Below are 24060 nucleotides of genomic sequence, written 5' to 3'. Positions count from 1 at the left end.
AACAAAATCCCCTCCAAAGAATGTTTTCTCAACAATCTCATTCTAAACGAGGATTTTGACTATGGCTCCCTTTATTTTTGAAGCCTTAGCATTTTACACAATTATACGGACTCAACTCTGATTCTGTAAATTTGTGCGAAAAATCATACACAGTGTGCAGCGCATGGGTCGAATCAGCCGCTTTAATACGAAATTTCATACACACATCGGAGATCAGAGTCCTGATTCTGTAAATTTGTGCGAAAAATGAAAAAGACAACCTTCAGAGCCTTACGGGGGCGGGGCTGGCTCTTAGAGAAGGTTGTCCGTTTATTTTTAAGTAAACGTCAAGATGCTTTGTGTTTTCGATACGTTCGCTAGGTAACCGTCCTATACGTACGAAATGTTACAGGTACACCTGAATGTTTAGTGAGAAGGCAATCATTTTAAAAGCTTCCCACTTTAATTTATAGAAGGTATATTCGCTGATCGGCGGATCGAAGATTTGGTTGTAGACGACATAATTATAGACGCGATCGGGCTTGACCATCTCTTGAATCAACAGCTTCTCGCGATGCGGCAGCCGTTCGATAATGCGTTCAATGCGTTCGCAATATTGCTTGCGTCTCTCAGGCTCGTCCACATTGTAAACTGCAACGTCCGCGGTTTTGTCGCTCGTTTCGTTCGTTCGTCCATGCAATCGTTCGGTATACGAGGCCGTTACGGCCGTTTCTCTTATTTCAAAGGTGACGGTTTTGAAAAAACGGTATTTTTCCAGCGCATCTTCTACGGCCGCTTTCGTCCGTTTCCGGTCCAGTTCGCGAAGCTTAGGGATATTCACTGGTTGAAGCATACGATCACTCCTTTGTAAAAAATCAGGTATATATCGCATTTACGGAATATTTGCCGGGCATACGGTCACCGAGTCAGGCTTGCCCTCGGCATCGTGGCGAGGGGAATGCGAGAACAAGCCGTGATCAAGATCGATAGATATGCAACCCGACGAAAAAAAGGAATATATTCCCGAGAGGGTGTTCTTATTATAACACAAAATAGGAACGTGTGTTCTTATTTTTTGCGACATATTTCGACTTTTCTAAAGTTGTGGCCTAATTTTGTTTCGTAATGCGAACCGTTTTCGTCGCGTTATCCCATTCTACGTTGTATCCCAGTGCTTCCGCCATCGATCTTGCGGGGACATAAACGGTGGATTCGATCAAATAACCGTCGCTGATCGGTTGATCGTTGACATAAATCTTGATCGAGGAATCAGCGTCGGGACTCGGTTTCGTGTCGGGCTTGGTGCCGGACTTTCTCTGTAGCGAGTATCGAGCAACAATCCCATCTGCGATCGCATTCGCACAGTGCCGGCGAAAAGCGTCGGATTTGAGCAATTCGGCTTCCTGCCGATTCGTCATAAACCCGCATTCCACCAAGATAGCAGGCATGTTGGATTCCCTGAGCACATGGAAGTTAGCGGTTTTCACGCCCCGATCGTACAAACCGGTCTGCTTGACGAGCTGCCGATGCACTTCATTGGCCAAGGCAACGGATGCGGCCGGCTTGGTCGTATAGACGTACGTTTCGATACCGCGCGCGTCGTTCCATCCGCCGGAGCCGAACGCGTTGGCGTGGATGGATACGAACAAATCCGCTTTCCATGCGTTTGCGCTGTTCGTCCGTTCTTTCAACGGAACGTCGCGACTGTCTTCGAACGTGAACATCGTCTCCACGCCTTCGTATTGGGCGAGAAGTTCCGACGTATATCGAGCGACGGCGGCATTGAATTGATATTCCCTAAGCGAGCCGTCCGGCGCACGTTTGCCCGGCGTTTCCGGCCCGTGACCGGCGTCGAGGACGATTTTCATCGTACATCACCTTCCCCTTTTCGTTTTAGTATGGCTATTAATTCCTTTATACGTTCGGGCAGGGGGAGCCCGAGACGGCCATAGTTTTCCGTAATCGAAATTAGTTCATTCGCCAAATAAAAATAAATGGCACCCGTCATAATGACGTCGGTGCCAAAAAGTACGTCGAGCCGATGGCCGATCAAAATGATCAGCAGCATCAGACCTTTCTTCGCCAAGCCCCAAAATCCGATCTCGCTGTTGAGCCCTTTCTTCTCTTTCAACGATGCGATCAATCCAGTCACGTAATCCAGTGCAACAACCAGAAGAAAGAACCCTAGCAATTCGCTCCACCCCCCGTATGCGTAAGTTAAAAAAGCGGCGAATATCCCGGTGGCTCCGGCAGTGGCCGTTTGCTCAACCGAGTGGAGGCCGAGAAATTCGGCTAGTAGTTTTAGGTTCATTTGTGATTCTCCTTTCTAAAAATAACCCCGGTCGATTCGGGACTTGTCAAGCTTCTACTTGCTTCAGTTCAACGTTCGGGCGTGTTGCATATATATATGCTTCGACCCGTTCTTTGTCCGGTTGGGGTAAGTTGTACGACGAAACAATCGTTTTGATATCTCCCTCGCCCATGTCGTGGCGCGTAATGCACGCCCGTGCGATTACCCTGATTTGAAAGTCCTTCATCTTCATCAATCTCCTTTACATAGTCATCATTTCGGCTATGGTAAGCTCCAAGTCTGTGATACGTGACTTGGTTTCTTCCAATTCTTCCGACAACGGTTTTCTGTACACTGGCGGCGCTTCCGGATCATTCGGATCAGGAAATAAAAACTGAATTTGCTTTGTTTCTGGATCAAAACACCACCCCTTAGCCTTGGCAAAGTCTTCGGCATATTGTCCAGGCTCAAGCGTTGTCATCTCGATGGCATCCGGGTCCAGTCCCTGCAGTTGTTGATATACAGCAAAGTCCTCTTCCTTGGTTGATTCAATGCCCGCGCTCATCTCGCCGCGCTGAGCTACAATGCTGCCGTTCGTTCTAACCCAAAAGAATCTTCTGCCGAGTGGTTTTATTTCTCGCATTGTCAACCCTCCCTATGTTCCCAGTACAATATAAGTCGAATTGTAGTTAATGTCGCTAAATAAAGTGTAGTTGATAAAATCGTAGCCAAATGTAATCTGGTCAAATTTACGGCTGTTTGTGTAACGATCATAGTCGTAATGTCCTCCTCGCAAAGTGACTACAATTTCTGTCGATATCACCGAACTGTTTGTTGGTTTAAAGGCAGCAATTGCCCCCTCAGCACTTGCATCGGCTCGTATGATATGACCATAATCTCGATGACCAAGGCTCCCCCCAGTAAAAACACTCGTATTAATAAGAAATAAAAACGGTTGAAATGGTAAATTAGATATTGTCCCCGTTTTTTCCGTAGTCAGCGTGCCAGTAACAATTTGGATATCCCTCCGTTCAACCAGTGAGCCAACCACCCCGCCGATATTTACTCCTTGTCGCACATTAGACGCTATCAAATTAGCAAACTGAGCCATTACCTTCCCGGCCCCGTTATGGTATCCAGCCGGGATGATGTACTGTCCGTCCTGTTGTGTGATCGTTTGGTTTACTGCGCCGTTGTTGGGCATCGTCCCATTCCGCCGCGTTTTGGCGTCGGTGTTGTAATACGTCTTTCCAGTCAATACGTCGGCGTCGGCGGCGTTGCCCGACAGTTCGAGCGTGCCTGATCTTTTCGTTTTTGCATCGGTGTTATAGTAAGTTTTCCCCTTCAACACATCGCCGTCGGCAGCGTCCCCGTAGAGGGATAACGTACCCGTTAGCTTTTGACCCTTTGCATACGCTGTTTTTGGGGCTAGGATGTCAGCGGCAGTCGCAGTTGCATCCCCGGTCTTATCGGTTTCGATGGCCCCGATGTTCTCCGCCATTCGCTGAAACGTGTCGCTCGGGCTGGTTGGTACCCCTTTGTCAGTGATAGCCCCGGCGACGAGCGTTTTCCCATCACTGACAGATTGCTTTACCTCGTCAAGATCCGCTTTCCTCGCCACATGATTCGCTTCGGTCGGCGCGCCCACTTTGAACTGGCCTGCCTCGTTGCGTTGCACGATGCGATTGGCGGTTGCTTCGGGTGTTGCGCCGTGAGCGGTAGCGGCGTTATTATGCGAATCAAGGTCGGACTTGGTCGCGACCCCCGCATCGAGGATATCGTAATTTTCATTAAAGGAAGCCAATGTTACGTTTTCGTTTCCGAGCGGTTTTTTGAGACCGAGTCTTGGCGTTAAGTCTGGCATGTCACCGTCACTCCTTTCAAAGTTTCCAAATTTCGAATTGCTTCCAGGTCATTGGATGTTCGTCAAAATGATTCCACACAATATCGGCGGCATCCAGTTCGTCCCATGTAAGATAAGTAAACTCATACCTCACCGCCAAATGCGCCGGCTTGATCTCTTCGATCGCCGCTTTCAAATCGTCCAAATTCGCCGGGATGCCGCGCGTGTCGACGAAGGTGATCGTGAATTGGTACTGCTCGGGCTGCTCGCTCACTTCCACTTTGCCGCCGTCGTACGCTTCGGCAACGTTTTGAATCAACTCGACCGTCACCGTGCCGACGCCGCGCAGCTTCGATTTGATGACCGAGCGGCGTTGGTCGAGCGGCTTGGCTCCATCGGTAGGCAGATCGCACAGCTGCTCCCACAGCTTCAGCCCCCATGTAGCCGTATCGACGAACATTTGCGCGAGCGTGTCGTCGATCGAAGCTTGCAGCTTCCCGATTTCTTCGGCTTCGCAATCCAGCACGTTGTTCATAATCGGCGATCCCGCATAGAAGTAAGGCAAATAACTTCTCATCTGCCTGCCAAGATCGTCCCGGCCCGAATCGCGGCCAACTTTAAGCTCAAGCTTCATGGCAAGTCACCGTCCCGACCACCGCGACGCCGTCGGCGGGAATATCGATATTGCCGGAAGTCCGCCCATTAACGCTAAGCCCTTGATAATCTACAACCGACGGGGTATCGAGAATCAAATTCGCGATCCGCGTATACCGGACGACCGGATCAAGAAACGCCAATGTCTTCAAGTAACCGCGCATCCCTTCCTCGATCGCTTCCCGCACCGCCTCCAGACTCGCGCCTTGCGTCAGCACAACTTCGACTTCCACATCGATCGGCACCTCTTCGGCCGCCTTGACGGTAACGGAAGCGCCGATCGGGCGCATCTTCTCGATGTAATCGGCGACTTCGCTTACCAAAGACGCCGCGGGCGCTCTCCGTTCTTCGTCCAGCAGGACGACCTCTACCGTACCGTTGCCGTGGCGCAGCGGAAACACTCTCGCTTCCGCGATGCCCGGCACTTCCAGCGCCCATTGCCGGTATTCGTGGGCGTTGCCGCTCGTTGCGGGCTTGCGGACTTTGGCCAGCAAGCGCTCCAGCAGCGACCCGTCCGTCTCCCCGTCGTAGCCGCCCTGTGTCGGCTGCTCGTTCGTCACTCGCTCAATTCCGGCCATATCGCCCAGGATCGAATCGATCATTCCCGCAAGCACATTGCCCCCCGTGCCTGTCTCAACGGCGACGATACGCACAACGGCTCTGCCGTCTGCCGCTACAACAGACTGTTCCTCACTGCGAAACAGCGTTCCGCTTCTCGTTGCAAACAGCGCACCCTTCGGCACAACCGCTCCCTTTTCCCCATAGACGATCACTTCCCCCGCAGCCGCCACCGGCGGTTTGCGCGTGAGCCCATATTCCGCGGCGCGCAAATCCAAAAATTCATCCGCGCTCGTCTGGGCAAACCCGAGCTCCAATACGCGATCCAAATCCGCGTACGACTGGGCGATCTCAATCGCCGCCGGCGACAGCACGTCATAGACGAACGAGCCTTCCTGCTTCGCTACGCCGGGCTGTTTGAAACGCGCCAGCAACCGCTGCAATACGTTCTCCCAAGTATGCTGCTCAAACACGGATCTCCACCTCCCCATAAACGGTATCCACCGTCATTTCAATGTCAAAGCGGTCTCCGGCCGCTTGTATGCGATCGATTCGCACTCCCGTAATATACGGGCTCATCATAAGCGCCTCCCGAATGTACCGCTCCGCTTCGCTCTGCTGCGCAACGGACGAAGGGGCGCTGCCGATCAAGCGTTCCAGCTCGCTGCCGTAATCCCAACTATAAGCGAGATAACGGTATCTCTCCGTGCGCAGCGCCTTGTAGATCCATACTTTCAAAGCTTCGGTACCTTCCGTCAGCACCAAATTGCCGTCCCGCAGCTTGAAATCGTCACGCGCAAAGTCCCATGCGTACTCCTTATACAAAGGAAGCTCCTGCGCCGTTTGCTCGAGCATGCCGGGCGGCACGTCGACAAACGGAAAAACATTATCCATTCGGCTTCACCACCTTACACAGCACGATAAACGTTTGTCCGCCTTGCATCGGCATGACCGCCACCGTATCGCCGATTCGCAGCGCGTCGACGACGAGCAGGTCGGCCGCCGCCAGCAGATCGTCGGGCTCAAGCTCGATCCCGGCGGCTTTGATCTTTAACGACGGAGGCAAGGCGGAAACTTCACCTAGCATCATAGGCAAGGGATTATACTTCTTCCCTTGCTCCCGAATAAACTCCACGAGCCAAGACATGTCGGACATCTTAAATCGCCCCCGTTTCTTGCGCTTCGAATTCATCCATCGTATTCCGGTAGTTCAAGTTCAAACTAACCGTATGCTGGCCGTTCTCAAACGTATGCGTGTCGTTATCGATATAAAAAAGACCGGTCAACCCGGTCACTTCCTCTTCGATCCTTACAGCGTTGCCCGCGATCAGATCGTATGCGTCCGGTCCCCCGATCAATTGGACGGATGCGGTCGGATCGACGCCATGCAGCATCGCGTCGGCCGCCTGCTTGGCATCCTTATTTTTCTCGATCGAATACACCTGCTGCAGCAGACCGTATTTTGCGCGCCATCCCTGATGCTCCGCCTTGCCGACCGGTTCGCCTTTGTCGCCTACGATGACGACTTTGTTCACCATATTGTCGATCGTCTCGTCGAAATTGGCTTCCACCAGATCGGTCGCGGAAGTTAAAATCCGCTTCGCTACCGTCGCTCCTTTTTCGATCACTTCCAGCTTGCCTTCCCTCATCCGCGGCATGTAGGTTTTGCCGGTCCGGCGCGAAGCGGCCGTATAGGCGGCCATAATCGCCTCGTACGCCGTCTTGCCGACATGCACAAAGCTTTGTTTCACATTCGTTGCCGCCAGCTTCCCGACAGGATATTGAAATTCCGCGCATACCAGCTTCGCGATCGCTTCGGCCGTAATCTGCTTGAAATTTTTCGCAATATTCGATTTTTTCAAATAGATTAATCCGTCGTAGGCGGTATAGGAAATTTCCGTACCGGAAAGCGTCCTGTTCTTCGTAAAAACATATCCACGCCATAATTCCTTCCCTTGCTCGTCCAGCAGCATCAACATTTCGCCCAAATCGATAAACACTTTCGGCAAAAAATGATCATGCGGCGAATAGACAAGAGACACTTCCAGTTTCCGCGCCACTTCGCTCGCATCTCCGCTCCATACGAAGCGGACGGCCAGGTCGGTGATATCGGTAGAAGTTCCTCCGCGCGATATATGCAACAATTTCACGTCGACCCACCCCCTACACGTTCAAAACGGCGCCGATCCGCAGTTTCCGTTCGTCCTTAATGTTGTTGTTCTCTTTGAGCGCTTTCCATTTCCCGCTGTCGCCGTATACTTTTTGCGCAATTTTCATCAGCGTATCGCCGCTTTGCACCGTATACGTCTTGGGCGGCGTCCGATCGGCGGGACGGGCGGAGGAGGCCTTGGAAACCGGGGTTTGTCCGCCTGCTCCGGGTACGGTTTTCGCTTGAAGAAACCGGTATTCGCGCAAATCCAGAGTGAAATAGACGTCTTGCGGCCCCTTCCGCTGCGAATAGTTGAAATTTTCGATCGTCATCGCCTCGTTGAACTTGACGCTCTCTCCTGTAATTTTCAAGCGGATCGGCCGCTTGCTGTCGCGCCAACGTTCGATCGTTTCAATACATTTGGCGGGAGGAGGAAAATCCGCATATTGACATAAACCGTCGTCCGCAATCGGAAAATAGCTGCTTAACGAGACGGATTTCAAACGCCGCTTGCCGATCAGCACCGCTTCGCCCAACTCATGGATATTTACCGTCGTATTGTTCAGCCCTGTCTGGATCTCAAAAGATTGCGGCGGAACGGGAAGCCATAAACTTTCCGCTTCATTATTGAAGCTTAGTTTGAATGTAATCAATGTTCTCCCTCCTACGCCATATTGAATCCGGCGCCCTCCAGCTCATTGCGCAGCAGCAGCGCCCATTTCTTGAAATCCGCCTCTTCGCGGGCCACGGGATGGTTCAAGTTGATCGTAATATTCCCGCCGCCGCGCCCATTGCGGTACTGGTTCGCTTCCTGCGCCGTCAATACGGCTTCATTCTTATGGAGCAGCGCGGGATAGTTGTCGTACGGAACGCTGCGCAAACCGGCTGCATGACCATTCGCCGACGCTCCGCCTTGATCCCCGACGATCTGGTCCTTGACCCAACCGAGCGCTTCTCCCAGCCAGCCGGCCACTTTCCCTATCCCTTCGACAAGCGGCTTCAATACGACCCACAGTCCTTCGGCAATCGGCTTGAACACATCCCATAACTTTTGGGCAACGGCAATAATGATCTCGATGATGTCGGAAATCGCCCCGAACACCGGTTCAAGAATCCCCCATACGGTTTGGATAATATCTTGAATCGTCGGCCATGCCTCCATCCAAATATTCCAGAGAAACGTAAACACATCGACCACCCTGGCAATGATCGGACCGAGCGCATCGAAGACGGCGCCGATCGCTTGCTGGAATACGGGCATGTTCTCGACCACCCAACCGATCACGCTTTGAAACAGATTGATGATGGGCGGCAGCAGCGGCGTAATGAACTGCACCGCTTTTTGCACAACGCCGCTAATAAACGACACGATCGGCGGCAGCAGCGGCATAAGCCAATTGATAAATTGGGAAGCCTGTCCGCTAATTAGCGTGAACAGGTTCGTAAACGTGCCGGCAAAACCGTCGATCGAAGCTTTATTATTTTGTAAAAAGGCGACGCCTTTCCCGATTCCGTTCGCGATTGCCGTGCCGATTTGGCCGAACAGCGGGGTAAGCTTCTCCACGATCGGGATCAGCATTTCGAGCGCGGGCTTGAGCGCTTCCAGCATTTTCAGTCCCATATCTTGGACTCCCGCTTTAAAAGATCCGGTGATCGTTTTGATCATTCCGCTACCGGTCTTGGCGAATTTATCCGTTCCTCCGGCGAACGCTTCCGACAAGCTCATGCCTTTATCGTTCTTTATCCCGGATAAATCTCCCCCGGTCCCGTCCTGCGCATGGAATCCGAATTCCTTCAGCGCATCGCCGCTTCCCTTGCCCGTTTTCAAATCGATCAGCGTCTTGACGGCTTCGTCCAATGATTTGCCGGGGTTGACGGCGGCCATATTTTGCGCCAGTTTCACCAGTTCCATGGCTTGCTTCGAATCTCCGCCCGTCGCCTTGAGCGCATTCACCCCGGCGTTCATGACCTCGTCCGCCTCGAACGGGGACGCGTTCGCATGGGAACGCAGCATGGCGACATATTGCTGGGATTCGGCTTTCGCCTGGTCTCCGCTCAGCCCCTTGCCGCCCGCTCCTATGAAATGTTCGATGGACATCATTTGTTTTTCCAGATTCATGCCGCTTTGCAAGGCGGACCCGATGCCGCCGGCGAGTTGGGAACCGAATTTAAGGGCCGCGGCGCCGACGTTCCCCATCATTTTTCCAATACCGGATATGACGCCTGCAATTTTTTGCAGCTTCGGGCTGACCATATCTTTCAATATGGCGGCAACTTTAATCGGAAATTTCGCCATTCCCTTGACGGCCGAAAACATCGATTTAAACGAGTCGACAAAAGGCTGGACTTTCGTGCGAATGATCTGTACTTTTGCGGTAATTTTTTTGATGGCGGCCGATGCGGTATCTCTCACTTTTGTTACAATAGGGATCGTCTTCTCGCGAATACCCTTTAATATATATTTTATCTGCCAAATTTTAGGGGTGATATGATCCTTCACCTCTAACGCTAAATGAACAGGGGTTGCAATAAGCCAATGTACGGCCTTTTTCACTTTCGGGTATTCTTGAAAAAATATCGAAGTGTTCAACATAAGCCCCACCGGCCCAAATTTCATTTCCTGTTTGACCGTATGCGCCATCTTCAACAACCCGTCCCACGTTTTTTGAAAAACGGGCTTTAACGGTTCAATGGCTTTATTGACATCGGTTTTGATTTGTATCTTGAGTTCTTTCAATTCTTCAATTTTCTTTTCGAGATCGGTCAGTTCTTTTTCCGCCTGCTCTTTTTGCACCGTCACCGTCAGTTTGATGTTAGCCATTTGTTTCACCGCTTCCGTCAGCTGTTCCATTTGCTGTGCGGACTGCTTGATCGCCTCTGCGATATTTTTATTCTTCGCCATTCCTCTCACCTCCTTACAACGCCGGCAGCGTCGCCCATACGTTGCCCGTTCTGGCGAGGCGCTCCCGCTCTTCCAGTTCCAGCTCATAGAAAGCGCGGATCAGGCTCCGCTCCCCGGCGGGCATGTTGTGGATTTCGCTCGGTCGGATGCCTTTGCGGCTCCAGTAATAATAGAGCATCTCGCAATAGCCGTCCGACTTTATCCGTTTTTTAACGTTTGCACCGAATCTTCGCCGAAGCCGGACAGCGACGAAATAACGTTATACAATTGCGTCACTTCGCCGGGCAGCAGCAGCTTGGACTCTTCGATAAGCTGTTTCGGCGTCGCGGCGCCGTAGGCTTCGAGCAAGGCCGCGTCTTTGAGCGACGGATCGACGATGCCCTTAATCAGCGTAAAAATTTGCACGCTATTCGTGCTGATATCTTCGACCTCGCCTTTTTTGCCGAAAGAGATCGCAATATTTTGAATTTCCTCGAACTCGTCCATCGTCAGCGCTTGGCATGTGAAGACGACCGGCTCGCCAAGCAAGTCGCTCAGCCGCTTCAGCTCGACCTGTTCCGTCGGCCGTTGAATTTTCGTTTTGTCCATTTTCAATAAAAGATCCAGCGTGTTTTTGCTCATAAGCAGCAGTCCTCCTTAAATGAAGTTCAATTCCTTCGCAGCTTTTTGGTTATGCGGTGAAGGTTTATAACGAAGTCCCCAGTTGAGTCTTTTCCAAAAGGGTTGAATCGAAAATTAAGGGACATTTAGGACATATTCCGTATTGACATAGTCCGCAAGGAAAGGAACTTGGGGTTCTCGTCCAGCCAACGCCAAGCACATCATTCAACCGCCCTGCTCCCAAGTTCGCGGACACATGAGACGCTAATTGTGACAAACAGCCCGATTTCGGACAGTTCGCGGACATACGATCCGTTATTCTCGGCAAAAGAGTAAAAATAAGCCCTTCGACGAACAAATAACGGAACCAATGTCCGCCTAAACAGCAAATAAGCGATTTAGACGCGAAATAACGGCCCTACGGTCCGGAGCAAATTCCAGATGCAACGCTAGTGGCTAAAAAAGCGTTTTTTGAGAACGAAGCCGAACAAAACGGAATAAGCCCCAATGTCCCCCCAAATTTCGTGGCCCTTCTACAGAGCCCGCGAATTACTTCGCAGGCTCGATCGCGTCGGCGACGGTCCAGTCCGTAAAGGTAAACGGCGCTTCCACTTCGCCTTTCTTCTTCAGTTCCCAGTTGATCAACGACAAATCGTTGAAGCTGGCGTCTTTAATAATCACCCGTTCGGCGCCGGCCGCCGACGGATCCGCCAAGCTGGAAACGATCTGAAAGCGCGGATTGATTCCTTGCTTCAGCTTGTCTCCAAGCAACTTGATCATGCGGGAATTCGCCTTATGCATGCGCAGCGTCCCGCTCCCTTTGTACCCCATAAATTTGCTGTCGGTCGCGAATTTGCCGGATAACGGCACATCTTCCTTCTCGATTTCCAACTTCGCTTCCAATCCCATGACCTCGGCCACATATTCGCCGTCCAACCACGCTTCTCCGAACGTACCGGAAATAACTTGTTCACCGTGAAATTTCGCCATTTGCAATCCCCTCTTCCTTTATCCTTCTTATAAATAAACGGTCAACGAAACATCCTCGATCGCATCGAGCGGACGTTCCTTGGCCGTTAGAAACACTTGATCGCGCGTGTTCGCTTCTTTCATTTCCTGCTCGCTCATTTTGGCCACCTCTTCGGCGCCGAGAATCGATTTTAAATAGGTGCGCTGCGCGGCGATATCGATTTCCGCCGTATTTTTGCCCGGATCGAGAATCCCTTCCTGTTCCAGTTGTTCGAAATACGCGTTGATCGCGGAAACGAGCAGCAATTTGTTCATGTAGCTGTTCTGCACTTTGCCGATATATAGATCTTCGATCGTGTCCTTGATGTCGTGGTACGTTTTGTTCAAAATGCGCACCACTTTCACCTTCTTCCAATCTTCGCCCATTTCTTCGGTCGTTGTGACAAACGATGTGACGCCGCGCGCGATTTTGACCTTCTCGCCGTCGTGGTAAAGAATGAACCGGCCTTTCGTCACCGCTTCGTCCGCTTCCGCCTTCGTCAATAGCGGCACGCTCGTTACTTCGGGCAGCACTTGAAACGTCGGCGCCACGGTCAGCGGCAAGCCGGCGATCAAACCGGCGATCCGCGCCGTATATTGGCTGGCCGAATACGTAGCCCCGCCGGCTTCGATACCGTCGGTCGCAAAATTGACGACCGCAGGATGATCGGCAGGCGCATGCGGCAGCACGGCCATCACTTTGCGTTCTTTGTTGGCGAACAAATTTTTCGCCCAAGCAGACAATACCGCCGTATCGGCCGATTCCACGCCCGGGAACGCGACAATATTGAACTTCATCGTTTCCAACGCTTCCAGCGCTTCATTATAATTTTCCGCCGCTTCCGGAAGGACGACCAGCTTCACTTCCTTCGGCATGCCCATAAAAGCTTGTTCGACGTACTTTCGGTTCTCCGTGTGCAGATTCGCGGGAATATCCTCGACCCCAAACAAAGTGTAAGCTGTTGCGCCGCTGACGGCGGCGTCCTTCAACACCAATGCGACGACGCCCACGGCGCCCTGTTCGACCGCGGACGCGGCCTTTTGTTTAAATACGATATTTACGCTTGGCAACCCCATTGTTACCCCTCCTAATCGGTTTATCCATTCATCTACAAATTTCATCAAACGACATCATCGAAACGCACGCTATTCATGCGCTCGTACTGCGGGCGTTCCCTTTCAACATCGGCCGAAAGCTCGATCCGCAAATAGGCTTCGTCGTCGCGCCGGCCGCCTTGCACCTCCACGATTTCGAACACGCTGCCGTCGGGCGCCGTCAATACGGGCGAGGCCATGAAGGCCGCCAGCATTCGGCCGGCCGTCTCCAGCAAATCGAACAGGTCGGGATCTCCCGCCTCATCGGTTGGCGGAAAATAGACGATCTCCCAGGCGAACTGCGCCTGATACCCCGAAACATTGAGCGAATCGGCATCGTATTCCAACCACTGCACATAGAAAGACGGCTCCTGAAAGCCGCTCGGCGCATAATTGACGTCTATTCGCGGAATATGCGGGAATGTTGCCCGAAGCTTGGCGCGAATCGCATCCAGACTGCTACGAAGCATCGGCATCGCCCTCCTTGCCGAAACGGTCGCGCGGCCTTGCGCCTGCCCGCCTCATAGTCCGCTCTCCCGTTCGATTTGCGCTTCCGTATGATGCCCGCCCGGACGATACGGCGCCAGGGCGCGATACCTCCCGCCATAACCGCTTACCGCCACGACATCGCCGGCGTCGATTTGAGCCCATACAGGCAAATACAACATATACGTTTCCTTCGCCTTCAATCGCGGCGCCGCCCGCTCGGCATCGCCGATCCGCTTCCGCCGCAAGCGGCAAGGATAGGTTCCGATTTCATTCCAGCGCTGCACATACGGCGTGCCGTATTCGTCGAATTCCATTCCCGCGCGCATGACGACGCAAGTTTGCCCTAACAAATGCAGCATTACAACCACCTTCCCGCACATGGTTTCAACAGCGCAGCGACGGCCGGGGGCAGCAGCGACGGCTCGCCCGGCTTCCAGTACGTGACGGAATAATCCCCAAGGCGCTCCGTCATCATCCCGGCTTGATCGCAGTACAGCATTTTGGCGTACAGGAGGCAGGCAAGCTCCACCGACGCCGGCAGAGGCGGCGCGCTCCCGTCGCCCGTTTCGCCCGGAAGAACATATCCCGCTTCGTACGTAACGACGATGTTGCGGTCGCCCTCGGGCCAAACCGCCGGATGCAGCAGCGTACCGTCGTCGAGCGCTTCGAATTCAGGCGCGGCTCCGTCCGGCTCGACGGCGACCGCGTGAACGCGCCGCACCGGCAAACGCCGCAGCTCGATCGTTCGCGAGCCGGTGCCGCTGTACCGTTCCGTTCGCTCCGCCAGCCGCAGCGATCGCCCGCAATAATGTTCGATCGCTTGCGAAGCGGCGGCGATGCACATCGTAAGCCGCTCGTTCGGGCTGTCGTCGTTGTCGGGCAGGCCCAGCATGTTCTTCAACTTCGATAGCGTAGTAAGAATCTCGTATCACCTCTTTTTCCGCACGGCAAAAAGGCCGCCTTTTATCTAAAAGACAGCCTTTGCCGTGCATCGTATTTAGGATGGAGCCCAAACGAATCAAACAACCCGATTCCTCTGTGCTCCATTCTCTATGCTATTACAATATCACGATTACGAACAAATGTTCTTATTCTATTCTTTGTTTTCTCTTATATTTTTCTTTGAGCAGGCCCGGGCGGGGCGGACGAGGGCTTAGCATTTACTCGTATCGCTTCGATATTTTTACCGCTTGCCGCGTTTTTTCGAGCGACATAATGTTTTCCTCGTAATTGTTCCGCGCCACGCCGACGAACAGAATATCGATTACGTTCAACTGCGCGATCCGCGAAGCCATCGCTCCGCTGCGGATGCTTTGCTCGAGCGAGCTCGTGAATAACCGGATGTCGGCCAGTTCCGACACGGGATTGCTGCCGAATTTGGTAAGCGAAACAATCGTCGTGCCCGATTCCTTGGCGATCGTTAGCGATTGGACGATATCTTCCGTCCGCCCCGAATACGAAATGCCGAACGCGACATCCCCTTCCCGCAAATTGGCGGCGATGGTCGCTTGCGAATCAAAGTCGTACGCGCTCTCGCACCAACGGTTGATCCGCGTCAGCTTCTGTTTGAAATCTTGCGCGATGACGGCGGAAGCGCCTACGCCGAACAAGGCGATTTTGCCCGCATGCGTCAAATGTTCGATCGCCCGTTCCACCTGATCCGCTTGCAAGACCGACAGCGTGTCTTGAATCGACCGCATATTGTTATGCGAAACCGAGTCGATCAAGGAAGCGACCGGCCCTTCCATTTGTATTTCTTGGTACGTATCTTTCAATTCCTTATTGCGGGCCAAATCCGCCGCGATTTTCAGCTTCAATTCCTGAAAACCTCTGTAATGCAGAGATTGAGCCAGCCGTACGATCGTCGCTTCGCTGACCTCGGCCAACTCTGCCAATTTCTGCACGGATAGATGAACGACTTCGCTCGGATGCTGCAATATGTATTCCGCGACTTTCCGTTCCATCGGTTTCAACGATTGGAGCGCTTCGCGCAAACTGACGATTCCACCGGCAATCATGGATTCACCTCTTCAAATATTGTGAAAGCGTTGCGAAACTCGGCTTTCCAATATTATATCAATACGCCTCAGGCTTCTGCTAGGTTTTTCATGATATGCCCCGTCAATTCGGCAGCGCCAGCTTTCCCATCACGATATCGCGCGAGGCCCCCGTTGCGGAAGACAAATGATTCGGCAGCCCGAACATATAATGATCGGCAAACACCGCAAACGCAATCGCTTCCTTCGCATCGCCGTCGATCCCCCATTCTTCGGACGCCGTAAGTTTGCATCCTGCCGGCAGTTCCTCCTCGATCATCTTCATTAGCGTGCGGTTATGAGCTCCGCCCCCGGAAACGATAATTTCTTCAATGCGATAAGAGGGAAAAATAAAATCGCGATAATTGCGAACGATGGATTGTGCGGTAAAGGCGGTAAACGTTGCGACAATATCTTCGGGAGCAAGCGCGGCGGACTGAGCTTCTTCAAGCCATTGCTCGGCATAGAAAGCGCCGAACGCTTCTCTTCCCGTCGTCTTGGGCGGACGGATTGCAAAAAAGGGATGCTCCAACATGCGGTCGAGCAAAACTTGATTCGCCTTCCCTCGCTCCGCCCAAGCGCCGCCTTCGTCGTAACTCCGCTCGCCGCCCGACAGCCTGTATACCGCCTGATCGATCAGCATATTGCCCGGACCCGTATCGAAAGCGAAAATCCCGTTGGACGAAGCGCCGGCGGGAATAACGGTGCAGTTGCCGATTCCCCCGATATTTTGCGCAATTCTCCCTTTGGACGGATGCCGCAGAAACATATAATCGAAATAAGGAACGAGCGGCGCTCCCTGCCCGCCGACGGCCATATCCGCCGTTCGGAAATCGCCGACGACCGGAATGCCCGTTTCTTTGGCGATCACCGATATATCGCCAATCTGCAGCGTTGAAGGAACTTCCCACCACCTCTCCTCGCTCGCGGCAGGAATATGCCACACCGTCTGGCCGTGCGAGCCGATCAAATCGATTTCGTCCGGCGCAATGCCGGCCAGTGCAGCCAACCGGCGCACGGCATCGGCAAACAAGCGGCCCAAATAAAAATTTATTCCGCATAACATCGCCGCGCTGGAATGCTCGAGACTGCAAGCCTGTTTCAATTTCTCGCGGACTTCGCCGCTATACGGAACGGTTGTAAAAGCCGCCAACTCGATGTCCGCGTCAAGCCCCTGTCCGCCAATCCGCACAAGGGCGGCGTCGATGCCGTCGAGCGACGTTCCGGACATTAAACCGACGACGAAACGGCTATTTTTATGAATATACGTTTCCAACATGCTATCCTCTCCCGCTATAAAGTAACTTTCTTTCATTATTTCAATTCATATGCAGTAAGCGCTTCATCATTTTCGACCTATTATACCGTTTTTGAAATAAAATTTCAATTAAATATCAAATTACTTAAATTTTATTTTACAAATAATCGTTTATGCTTTATACTTAAAAGTGGAAAATAGTGGGATAAATACTGAAAAAGGAGAGAGACGTCATGCTGAATTTGTTGGGCGAATTAACGACAGAACAGTTGAATCCGCGCACAGCGCATATTGACGGGCTGGAAACCGAACAGATTATTCGCTTGATCCACGAAGAAGATCGGCAAATCGCCGATTCCATCCGCGCAGCAATTCCGCAAATCGCGGCCGGCGCCGATATGATCGTCCATTCGCTGCAAAACGGAGGCAGACTGTTCTATGTCGGTGCGGGAACGAGCGGTCGGCTCGGTATCCTTGACGCCTCCGAATGTCCGCCGACATACGGGATCAATCCCTCGCAGGTCCAGGGCATCATTGCGGGAGGCATGCGGGCGGTAACGGAATCGGTCGAAAGCGCCGAAGACGACGAGCAATTGGGCATTCGCGATATCGAAGAGCGGGACGTATGCGCCCAAGATTGCGTCATCGGCATCGCGGCGAGCGGCCGAACTCCATACGTGCTCGCCGCCATGAAGCGTTCGGCGGAGCTCGGGGCAAGCGTGATCGGTTTATGCAATAACCGGAACACGCCGATGAAGCAATTCGCCCGGCTCGTTATCGAAGCGGTTACCGGACCGGAAGTCATCCTCGGCTCGACGAGAATGAAGGCCGGCACATCGCAGAAACAAATCCTGAATATGTTGACGACGACCGCGATGATTCGCCTGGGCAAAGTATTCGGCAATTTAATGGTGGATTTGCAGCCTTCCAACGAGAAACTGCTCCATCGCGCCAAGCGGATCGTTCAAATCGCCACGAGCGGCACCGATGCCGAAGTGAACGAAGCGTTCGCCGCTTCCGGCGGCAATGTGAAGCTCGCCATCGTCATGATGCTGGCCGGACTGGACCGCGGCGCCGCGGAACAATTGCTCGCACAGTCGAACGGATTCGTCCGCGAGGCGTTAAGGAGGGCAGGCAGCGATGCCGATTCGCTTCAAGCCGGCGATTCCGAAGCTGCGGCAGCAGACGGTCCGGCGTAACGCGATATGTATCGCCCGCGGATGCAATTATCCATCATATCCTTGTTAACGGGAGCATCCCGTCCCACGATATCCGTGAGACGGGATGCTTTTTGTGTTCGCCCGATTCTAATGGTTCTCGTAATCCAACAACGCCAAGATCAACACGACCGCTTCGGCGCGGGTGGTGAAATCGTTCGGCGCGAACGAATTGCCTCCTCGGCCTTTCATCAGCCCCGCTTCTGCGGCAGCCGCAATATAGCCGCGCGACCACTTCGGCGCGCTGTCGGCATCGGCAAACGTCAAGGCCGCATCGGGATCCGGCTGCAGCGAGACGGCGCGAACGGCCATCGCGGCGATTTCCGCGCGGGAAATCCGCTGTTTCGGACGGAACGTATTGTCGTCATAGCCGGTGACGATGCCCGCCTCGACCGCTTGCATGACAAAGCTTCGAGCCCATGCCGGAATGCTCGCCGAATCGGCAAAATCGATCTCCCCGCCCGCTCCGGCCGCGAGATCCGCTTGCGCGAGCGCGCGCATCAGCATGGTCACAAACTCGGCGCGGGTTACTTGGCCTTGCGGCCTGAACGTGCCGTCCTCGTAACCGGTGACGAAACCGAGTTCGACGGCTCGCAGTATCGCGTCTTTGGCCCAATGTTCGGATATATCCGTCAGTTGCACGGCAGGCGCCGGCTTCTCGCCCGGCTTCCGGCCCGGCTCTTCTCCGCCGCCGTCCGGTTCTTCAGGCTTCTTGTCATCCGGCTTCTTCTCGCCGACGGGACTCGTGACGCTTCCACCGCCGCCTCCTCCGCCGCCGCTGCCCGGGCCGGTCGACGCCCGCTTCACCACGAGACGGTAGTCGGCCGTTAAATTGCCGACCGTCGCCGTAATAACGGTTTCGCCGGCCGCTCGCGCCGTAACGGCGCCTTGCTCGTCAACGGCCGCCACGGAATCGTCGCTGCTAAGGAAGCCGATGCCCGCCTTCAGTTCCGCAGTGTCGCCATTGCTGTATTTTCCATATACGCGCACTTGGTCTTTCCCGCCGACCGGCAGTTCCCCGGCTCCCGCAATCGACAGGCTCGTTACGACAGGAGCGTCCAAATCCGCAATGCTCATATCGGCATAATAAGCGTTCAATATTCGATCGTATGCCCAGCCTTCCTTCGCCAGCATTTGCGCACCGTACTGGCTCATGCCGACGCCATGCCCGTTGCCGCCGCCGTAGAAGGTGACACGCTCGATGTCGCCCGCTTCCCCTTTCTCGATATCGAACGTGAAGAACGCGGAATAGAGAATGCTCGGATTTTTCAACGTCTGCGCAAGATCGTAATCGCTCGATCCGCCTTTCGCGCGGTAAGCGAGAATATCGGTTTCGCTGCCTGTATCGGTTTTATTCGGACGAATCGTAAACCGGATGTTGAATTCCTTGACCAGCTTATAAGTGCCTGTGCTGCCCTCTACGATCAATTCGGTCATGTTGCCGCCCGCTCCGCGTTTGGCGACGACGAGGTTTTGCAGCGTCCCGATTCCTTCGTCCGGTATCGGCAGATTGGCGAAGCTGCCGTCAGCCTGTTTCGTCAAAATAAAATTCGGATCGGCCGCATGCCGCAGCTTAATATTTTTACTAATCGTCTTTTCCAATTCGGCGCGGCTTAATCCTACTTTCCAACGGAAGTACAGCGAATCGGAATCGTATCCCGTCAGCGACAAATCGCGATAGAACGCCGCGACGGCTTGTTCGTCGGCCGTATCGATTTCAAGCATGCTGCCGCTGTTGTTCGGATCGTACGTATAGCTTCGCGCCGTTAAATACGGAACCGCCGTTCCAGGGAATCGTTGCGTTTCCGCATCCGACCATACTTCATGCTTGGACGCTCCGTAGCCGCCCGACGTCGAGTAGAATCTGGCGTCTACCAGCAAGCCGCCGCTAAGCATGATCTTGCCCGCGGTCTCGTCGACCGCTTGATGGGTCAAACTATTCTCCGCTTGGTTGTTGTACACCTGGCTAAGCGTGCTGTCGTCGATATGAAAGCCTTCATCGGCGAAACGGCTGATGAAATAATCGCTGAGCGCGTACGTCCGGGCTGCGACCGCCTGCGCTTTCAACGCCTCCAAGCCGAAGGAAGCCGGCATTTCGCTAGGAACGACTTGGTATAAATATTGCTCGATTCCGACCTCATTGATCAAGCGCAGCGTGCCCGGAACGGGGGATAGGAACACTTCGAACTCGCCGCGATATTTCGGCACCCCATGCGCTCGCTTGAGCGAAGAGATTTCCAGTAACGAGCTTGCATTGCTCGGGGCTACATAAATGCGGTTCGTCGTCCGGTACAGTTCCTCGCCGTTCTGCTCGATGCGAATCCGTCCGTCCGCTGCCGTCAGCGCGATCGCAGCGTTCCGCGCGATATCGAACTGCTTGCCGCCGATTTTATCGGTAAGACGAAACGGCTGATCGGAACGGATCTCGATCCGGTTATGGTTCAGCTGCGTCATATCCGTAATATCGGCGATATCGTAACGTATGCCGACGCGCATCCGATCGCGCGGCGTCTCGCCGTTCAACACGATCTTTGCTATTTCGCCGCTGCCGTTCAGATGAATGTCCGCGTTGTTTGCGCCGACCATCACTTCATTAAGCGTTCGCTGGACGATGCGGCCGTCCAAATCTTGCTCTACCGTCAAGTTGTCCGCCAGTCTCAATACGCCCGCGTATTCCAGCTCCAGCGTTCGGTCGGCGGCGTTTTTGGCCATGATCTTCTCGGTCAGCAAGTTGCCGGGGCCTTCGCTGTCCGCTGTCATCGCATTGCTCGGAGCGCTCTCGTTATGCACCCGATCGACTGCCGTGACAACATAGGTATATGCTTGCCCGCGAAGCGCCGTCCGGTCAACGTAAGATTGCTGCGCTTCGCCTTGCGTTTTTCGGACCGTCGTCAATAATTGGGCCGGGTCGGACATATCCGGCGCGTCTTTCCCCTCATGACGGTAAATCGCATAATAGGCCGCGTCTTCGTTCTGTGAGGCGTCCTCCCACCGCAATTCGACTCCGTCTGCCCGGGCCGATACGGCAAACTTCAATACCGGCGCGCTTGGAGCTTCATTATCCAGCCACGTGAGCGCTGGCGGCAAAGCCGGATAGCGGTAGAAATCAGACGCCAGTCTGTCCTTCATGCCTCTCGGATTCGAGAGCACATCCTTGGCGCTGAAAAACATGCTGCCGCCAACCGCAGATGCGAAATTGCGATTATATGTTACCTGATTTGCCAGTTCCTCAGGATCGGACCATTCGTTTACGCGATAGACCGCCTGCCCGATGTAAAGATGCACATCGCTCCCTTCCGTTACCTTTTTCCACCAATCAAGCACCTTCTCATAAGCGGCAGGTCCGTTTCCGAAGTGCCAATAAATTTGCGGCGCGATATAGTCGAGCCATTCTTCTTCCACCCATTTCTTCGTATCGGCGTACAAAGCGTCGTAACTTTGCAGGCCGTTCGTATCCGAACCGGCCGGATCGGTTCCCTTGTTGCGCCAAATGCCGAACGGGCTGATGCCGAATTGGACATAAGGCTTGCTCGCTTTGATTTTGTGCGACAAGGTCTCGATCAGCGTATCGACGTTATTTCTGCGCCAATCTTCTTTTTTCGCAAAGCCCGCTCCGTACTTCCGGAATTCCTCCTCATCGGGAAAATCCACACCGGTCACCGGATACGGATAGAAATAATCGTCGAAATGAACGGCGTCGATATCGTAGCGATCCACCACTTCCATGACGCTGCCGATGAAGAAATCTCTCGCTTCCGGCACGCCGGGGTTGTAATACAGCTTACCTCCATATTCTTCCACCCAATCGGGATGCAGCTTCGCCGGATGATTAGCCACTAATTTGTCTTTATCATTATGCATGCTGATCCGATACGGGTTGAACCACGCATGGAACTCCATATTGCGCTTATGCGCTTCCTCAAGCATAAATGCAAGCGGATCGTATCCCGGGTCTTTCCCTTGCACCCCGGTCAGCCATTCCGACCACGGGCCGTAATCGGACGGATAGAACGCGTCCGCCGTCGGTTTAATTTGGACGATGACCGCATTGATGCCCGTCGCTTCCAGTTCGTCCAATAAAGCGACGAAATCTTTCTTTTGCTGTTCGGCGGTCGTCACGCCTCTTTGCGGCCAGTCGATATTTTCGACCGAGGCGATCCACGCCGCGCGCAACTCGCGTTTGGGCGGCTGCGATTGCGGCGAATGAACAATGAGCAAATAATCGACGAGCTTGCCTTCGAAAGTCGCCCTGATTTTCGCCGTACCGGCCGCTTTAGCCGTCACCAACCCGCTCGCGCTTACTTCGGCCACGCCCGGATCGCTGCTCTGGAACGCGGCCGTCTCGGTCACGTCCTGCTCTTCCGTCAGCAGCGTATACGTCGCAAGCACGCGCGCCTGCTTCTCTTCGCCTACCGTCATCGGCGCCAAGTCCGCGATGCGGATGCTCTGCAGTACCGGAACCGGCTTGACGACCGTTAACGTATAAGAGAACGATTTGCCTTCATACGAGGCAGCAATGATCGTCTCTCCTTCGCTGAGCGCCGTAACGACTCCGTCATTCGCAATCGCGGCGACTTCCGGTTTGCTGCTGCTAAATTCGACGCCCGACTCGATCGCTGACGGCTCCGAACTCCCCTCATAGAACGCCAATGCCTTCACCCGTTCCTGTGAGCCGACATCCAATCCTGTGCTGCCCTCAAGCTCGATGGCGGCTATTTCCGCCGCCGCATCCCCTACCGTCAATTCATATACTGCCTCCCAGACGCCGTATTGCGCCGTAATTGTCGTCATGCCTCCCGCGACGGCTCGCACTAGACCGGTTTCGTCAACCGAGGCGATCTCCGCGGAACTGCTGGTGAACGTAGAGCCGGCGGTCACGTCCTGCACGTCCGTGCTTCCGCTATTGGTAGCGAACACCTTGGCTTGCAAGCTGTCGCCTGCCCGCATCTGTCTAAGCCCGGTAATTTCAACGTTCGCCGGATCGGAGCTTGTGTAAATCGCAGATATCTGGTCGAAATATACCGTCCCGCCGTTTTTGTTATTATCGCTCGCTTCCACGATATAGATTTGATTTAACTTGATCGGAGTCTGCAAACCGTTCGGTACCGAAGCGGTCACATACTTCCAACCGACCCAATTGAATGCGCCGGAATTCGTGAAATCAAGTGTCGGCTTCGTTCCCGCCGCATCCTGCAATTGTCCGCGCAGCCAATGATTATTGCCGTCGCCGTACACCCATGCGCCTATTTTCTTCGGATATCCTTCCAGCAAACGTCCCTGCGCTCCGCCGGCATCCTTGAAGTTCATATAAGCCGCCGAAGTGCCGGATGTCCCGGTAAAATCGTAAGTGAGTTTGCCCGAAGCATGTCCGTATTTCACCGGTCCGGGTCTGACATTCCTTTCGAGCTTGGTGGAGCCCGGCACCGTGCGAATTTCGGAAACTTGAATATCCGAAATATCTTCAAAATCTTCGATTAACTTCGCAAATGACGATGCCAACGCGTCCGCAACGGGAAAATCCATCTCTTGCGGTACGGGCGGATCCGGCAATCCCGGCTCGCCGTACACGTCATCCGTTACATTGCCGGCATTCTCCTCCTCGCCAAACACCGGTACATCGCCGTCCTTCGTGCCGCTATTTTCTGCGTAAGCATACTGTGAAGCGCTTTCAATACTAATAAAACTTGTAAATAGCGTTCCCAACAAAACGATGATCGCAATGATTGCAGCCGCGCTTTTTCTAACTCTGTGTATACGACGGAACACGGTTCTCACTTCCTTTTGCCAGTTTTAATCGATTCGCGATCTGAAACTTCTTGCGCAAGGCAACACCACCCTTTTCTTTTTCTTCTGAACGATTGATTTGAGCGCCACTGCGGATAAAACTTCAACTCAGTGTTTGAAATATTATTTCATACACTTCCAATTTCAGAGTATAAATTTTTCACAGGGATTTGTATATCATGCAAATAGTCCTGATTT

The 24060-nt window shown here is 53.5% G+C and carries 24 protein-coding genes; 1 reads left to right on the top strand and 23 read right to left on the bottom strand.

What is annotated here, in order from left to right:
- Positions 1-385 precede the first annotated feature (385 nt).
- From KQI79_RS20120 to KQI79_RS20015, 22 genes are all read right to left on the bottom strand, one after another.
- Entirely contained in the window at positions 386-832 is a 447-nt protein-coding gene (locus KQI79_RS20120; RefSeq protein ID WP_216540093.1) for an ArpU family phage packaging/lysis transcriptional regulator, read from the bottom strand.
- Positions 833-1088: 256 nt separating this feature from the next.
- Positions 1089-1847, bottom strand: coding sequence for an N-acetylmuramoyl-L-alanine amidase (locus KQI79_RS20115; protein ID WP_216540092.1), 759 nt, complete (start codon positions 1845-1847; stop codon positions 1089-1091).
- The gene (locus KQI79_RS20110) at positions 1844-2290 is read right to left on the bottom strand and encodes a phage holin family protein (protein ID WP_216540091.1); all 447 of its coding nucleotides are present in this window, start codon (positions 2288-2290) and stop codon (positions 1844-1846) included. The genes KQI79_RS20115 and KQI79_RS20110 overlap by 4 nt, the downstream gene beginning before the upstream one ends.
- A gap of 46 nt (positions 2291-2336) precedes the next feature.
- Positions 2337-2516: a hypothetical protein gene (locus tag KQI79_RS20105; protein ID WP_216540090.1), complete on the bottom strand. Its 180-nt coding sequence runs from the start codon at positions 2514-2516 to the stop codon at positions 2337-2339.
- A 15-nt stretch (positions 2517-2531) separates the two neighbouring features.
- Positions 2532-2912, bottom strand: a complete 381-nt coding sequence (locus KQI79_RS20100; protein WP_216540089.1) for a hypothetical protein — start codon at positions 2910-2912, stop codon at positions 2532-2534.
- 12 nt (positions 2913-2924) lie between these two features.
- A complete protein-coding gene (locus KQI79_RS20095; RefSeq protein ID WP_216540088.1) occupies positions 2925-4133 on the bottom strand; it encodes a hypothetical protein in 1209 nt (402 codons plus the stop codon).
- A 16-nt stretch (positions 4134-4149) separates the two neighbouring features.
- Positions 4150-4746, bottom strand: coding sequence for a YmfQ family protein (locus KQI79_RS20090; protein WP_216540087.1), 597 nt, complete (start codon positions 4744-4746; stop codon positions 4150-4152).
- Positions 4736-5797 carry a baseplate J/gp47 family protein gene (locus KQI79_RS20085; protein ID WP_216540086.1) on the bottom strand — a complete coding sequence of 354 codons (1062 nt, stop codon included), beginning with the start codon at positions 5795-5797 and terminating at the stop codon, positions 4736-4738. The genes KQI79_RS20090 and KQI79_RS20085 overlap by 11 nt, the downstream gene beginning before the upstream one ends.
- Entirely contained in the window at positions 5790-6218 is a 429-nt protein-coding gene (locus tag KQI79_RS20080; RefSeq protein WP_216540085.1) for a DUF2634 domain-containing protein, read from the bottom strand. The genes KQI79_RS20085 and KQI79_RS20080 overlap by 8 nt, the downstream gene beginning before the upstream one ends.
- Positions 6211-6480: a DUF2577 family protein gene (locus tag KQI79_RS20075; RefSeq protein ID WP_216540084.1), complete on the bottom strand. Its 270-nt coding sequence runs from the start codon at positions 6478-6480 to the stop codon at positions 6211-6213. The genes KQI79_RS20080 and KQI79_RS20075 overlap by 8 nt, the downstream gene beginning before the upstream one ends.
- Position 6481: 1 nt before the next feature.
- On the bottom strand, positions 6482-7474 hold the full coding sequence (locus KQI79_RS20070) for an XkdQ/YqbQ family protein (protein ID WP_216540083.1): 993 nt from the start codon (positions 7472-7474) through the stop codon (positions 6482-6484).
- A 13-nt stretch (positions 7475-7487) separates the two neighbouring features.
- A complete protein-coding gene (locus KQI79_RS20065; RefSeq protein ID WP_216540082.1) occupies positions 7488-8126 on the bottom strand; it encodes a LysM peptidoglycan-binding domain-containing protein in 639 nt (212 codons plus the stop codon).
- Positions 8127-8137: 11 nt separating this feature from the next.
- Positions 8138-10375: a hypothetical protein gene (locus KQI79_RS20060; RefSeq protein ID WP_216540081.1), complete on the bottom strand. Its 2238-nt coding sequence runs from the start codon at positions 10373-10375 to the stop codon at positions 8138-8140.
- A gap of 13 nt (positions 10376-10388) precedes the next feature.
- The gene (locus KQI79_RS20055) at positions 10389-10553 is read right to left on the bottom strand and encodes a hypothetical protein (protein WP_216540080.1); all 165 of its coding nucleotides are present in this window, start codon (positions 10551-10553) and stop codon (positions 10389-10391) included.
- A gap of 20 nt (positions 10554-10573) precedes the next feature.
- The gene (locus tag KQI79_RS20050) at positions 10574-10996 is read right to left on the bottom strand and encodes a phage tail assembly chaperone (protein ID WP_216540079.1); all 423 of its coding nucleotides are present in this window, start codon (positions 10994-10996) and stop codon (positions 10574-10576) included.
- Between the two features lie 528 nt (positions 10997-11524).
- Positions 11525-11965 (bottom strand): phage tail tube protein, encoded by a 441-nt coding sequence (locus KQI79_RS20045; RefSeq protein WP_216540078.1) that lies wholly within the window; start codon positions 11963-11965, stop codon positions 11525-11527.
- Positions 11966-11992: 27 nt separating this feature from the next.
- Positions 11993-13060, bottom strand: a complete 1068-nt coding sequence (locus KQI79_RS20040) for a phage tail sheath subtilisin-like domain-containing protein (RefSeq protein ID WP_216540077.1) — start codon at positions 13058-13060, stop codon at positions 11993-11995.
- Positions 13061-13104: 44 nt separating this feature from the next.
- Positions 13105-13548: a phage tail terminator family protein gene (locus KQI79_RS20035; protein WP_216540076.1), complete on the bottom strand. Its 444-nt coding sequence runs from the start codon at positions 13546-13548 to the stop codon at positions 13105-13107.
- 51 nt (positions 13549-13599) lie between these two features.
- Entirely contained in the window at positions 13600-13926 is a 327-nt protein-coding gene (locus KQI79_RS20030) for a hypothetical protein (protein WP_216540075.1), read from the bottom strand.
- Positions 13926-14489: a phage head-tail connector protein gene (locus KQI79_RS20025; protein WP_483311402.1), complete on the bottom strand. Its 564-nt coding sequence runs from the start codon at positions 14487-14489 to the stop codon at positions 13926-13928. Before KQI79_RS20025 ends, KQI79_RS20030 begins: the two co-directional genes overlap by 1 nt.
- A gap of 238 nt (positions 14490-14727) precedes the next feature.
- Positions 14728-15585: a MurR/RpiR family transcriptional regulator gene (locus tag KQI79_RS20020; RefSeq protein ID WP_216540073.1), complete on the bottom strand. Its 858-nt coding sequence runs from the start codon at positions 15583-15585 to the stop codon at positions 14728-14730.
- Between the two features lie 103 nt (positions 15586-15688).
- A complete protein-coding gene (locus KQI79_RS20015; RefSeq protein ID WP_216540072.1) occupies positions 15689-16882 on the bottom strand; it encodes an anhydro-N-acetylmuramic acid kinase in 1194 nt (397 codons plus the stop codon).
- 212 nt (positions 16883-17094) lie between these two features.
- On the opposite strand from KQI79_RS20015, the gene murQ reads away from it, so the two are divergent.
- Complete coding sequence (gene murQ, locus KQI79_RS20010; RefSeq protein ID WP_216540071.1) at positions 17095-18060, top strand: N-acetylmuramic acid 6-phosphate etherase; 966 nt, start codon at positions 17095-17097, stop codon at positions 18058-18060.
- Positions 18061-18168: 108 nt separating this feature from the next.
- On the opposite strand, the gene KQI79_RS20005 is transcribed toward murQ, so the two are convergent.
- Complete coding sequence (locus KQI79_RS20005) at positions 18169-23844, bottom strand: family 10 glycosylhydrolase (protein WP_216540070.1); 5676 nt, start codon at positions 23842-23844, stop codon at positions 18169-18171.
- Between the last annotated feature and the right edge of the window lie 216 nt (positions 23845-24060).

Source organism: Paenibacillus sp. MSJ-34, from assembly GCF_018918005.1.
Lineage (GTDB): Bacteria > Bacillota > Bacilli > Paenibacillales > Paenibacillaceae > MSJ-34.
Note: the sequence above shows the minus strand (reverse complement) of the source record. Positions and strands in the feature narration are given on the sequence as shown.

Coding starts and splice junctions, on each gene's coding strand:
- KQI79_RS20015 (WP_216540072.1), bottom strand. CDS start 16,882: ATGTTGGAAACGTATATTCATAAAAATAGCCGTTTCGTCGTCGGTTTA.
- KQI79_RS20055 (WP_216540080.1), bottom strand. CDS start 10,553: ATGCTCTATTATTACTGGAGCCGCAAAGGCATCCGACCGAGCGAAATC.
- KQI79_RS20035 (WP_216540076.1), bottom strand. CDS start 13,548: ATGCTTCGTAGCAGTCTGGATGCGATTCGCGCCAAGCTTCGGGCAACA.
- KQI79_RS20090 (WP_216540087.1), bottom strand. CDS start 4,746: ATGAAGCTTGAGCTTAAAGTTGGCCGCGATTCGGGCCGGGACGATCTT.
- KQI79_RS20120 (WP_216540093.1), bottom strand. CDS start 832: ATGCTTCAACCAGTGAATATCCCTAAGCTTCGCGAACTGGACCGGAAA.
- KQI79_RS20045 (WP_216540078.1), bottom strand. CDS start 11,965: ATGGCGAAATTTCACGGTGAACAAGTTATTTCCGGTACGTTCGGAGAA.
- KQI79_RS20050 (WP_216540079.1), bottom strand. CDS start 10,996: ATGAGCAAAAACACGCTGGATCTTTTATTGAAAATGGACAAAACGAAA.
- KQI79_RS20020 (WP_216540073.1), bottom strand. CDS start 15,585: ATGATTGCCGGTGGAATCGTCAGTTTGCGCGAAGCGCTCCAATCGTTG.
- KQI79_RS20105 (WP_216540090.1), bottom strand. CDS start 2,516: ATGAAGGACTTTCAAATCAGGGTAATCGCACGGGCGTGCATTACGCGC.
- KQI79_RS20080 (WP_216540085.1), bottom strand. CDS start 6,218: ATGGATAATGTTTTTCCGTTTGTCGACGTGCCGCCCGGCATGCTCGAG.
- KQI79_RS20060 (WP_216540081.1), bottom strand. CDS start 10,375: ATGGCGAAGAATAAAAATATCGCAGAGGCGATCAAGCAGTCCGCACAG.
- KQI79_RS20100 (WP_216540089.1), bottom strand. CDS start 2,912: ATGCGAGAAATAAAACCACTCGGCAGAAGATTCTTTTGGGTTAGAACG.
- KQI79_RS20030 (WP_216540075.1), bottom strand. CDS start 13,926: ATGCTGCATTTGTTAGGGCAAACTTGCGTCGTCATGCGCGCGGGAATG.
- murQ (WP_216540071.1), top strand. CDS start 17,095: ATGCTGAATTTGTTGGGCGAATTAACGACAGAACAGTTGAATCCGCGC.
- KQI79_RS20075 (WP_216540084.1), bottom strand. CDS start 6,480: ATGTCCGACATGTCTTGGCTCGTGGAGTTTATTCGGGAGCAAGGGAAG.
- KQI79_RS20115 (WP_216540092.1), bottom strand. CDS start 1,847: ATGAAAATCGTCCTCGACGCCGGTCACGGGCCGGAAACGCCGGGCAAA.
- KQI79_RS20095 (WP_216540088.1), bottom strand. CDS start 4,133: ATGCCAGACTTAACGCCAAGACTCGGTCTCAAAAAACCGCTCGGAAAC.
- KQI79_RS20110 (WP_216540091.1), bottom strand. CDS start 2,290: ATGAACCTAAAACTACTAGCCGAATTTCTCGGCCTCCACTCGGTTGAG.
- KQI79_RS20040 (WP_216540077.1), bottom strand. CDS start 13,060: ATGGGGTTGCCAAGCGTAAATATCGTATTTAAACAAAAGGCCGCGTCC.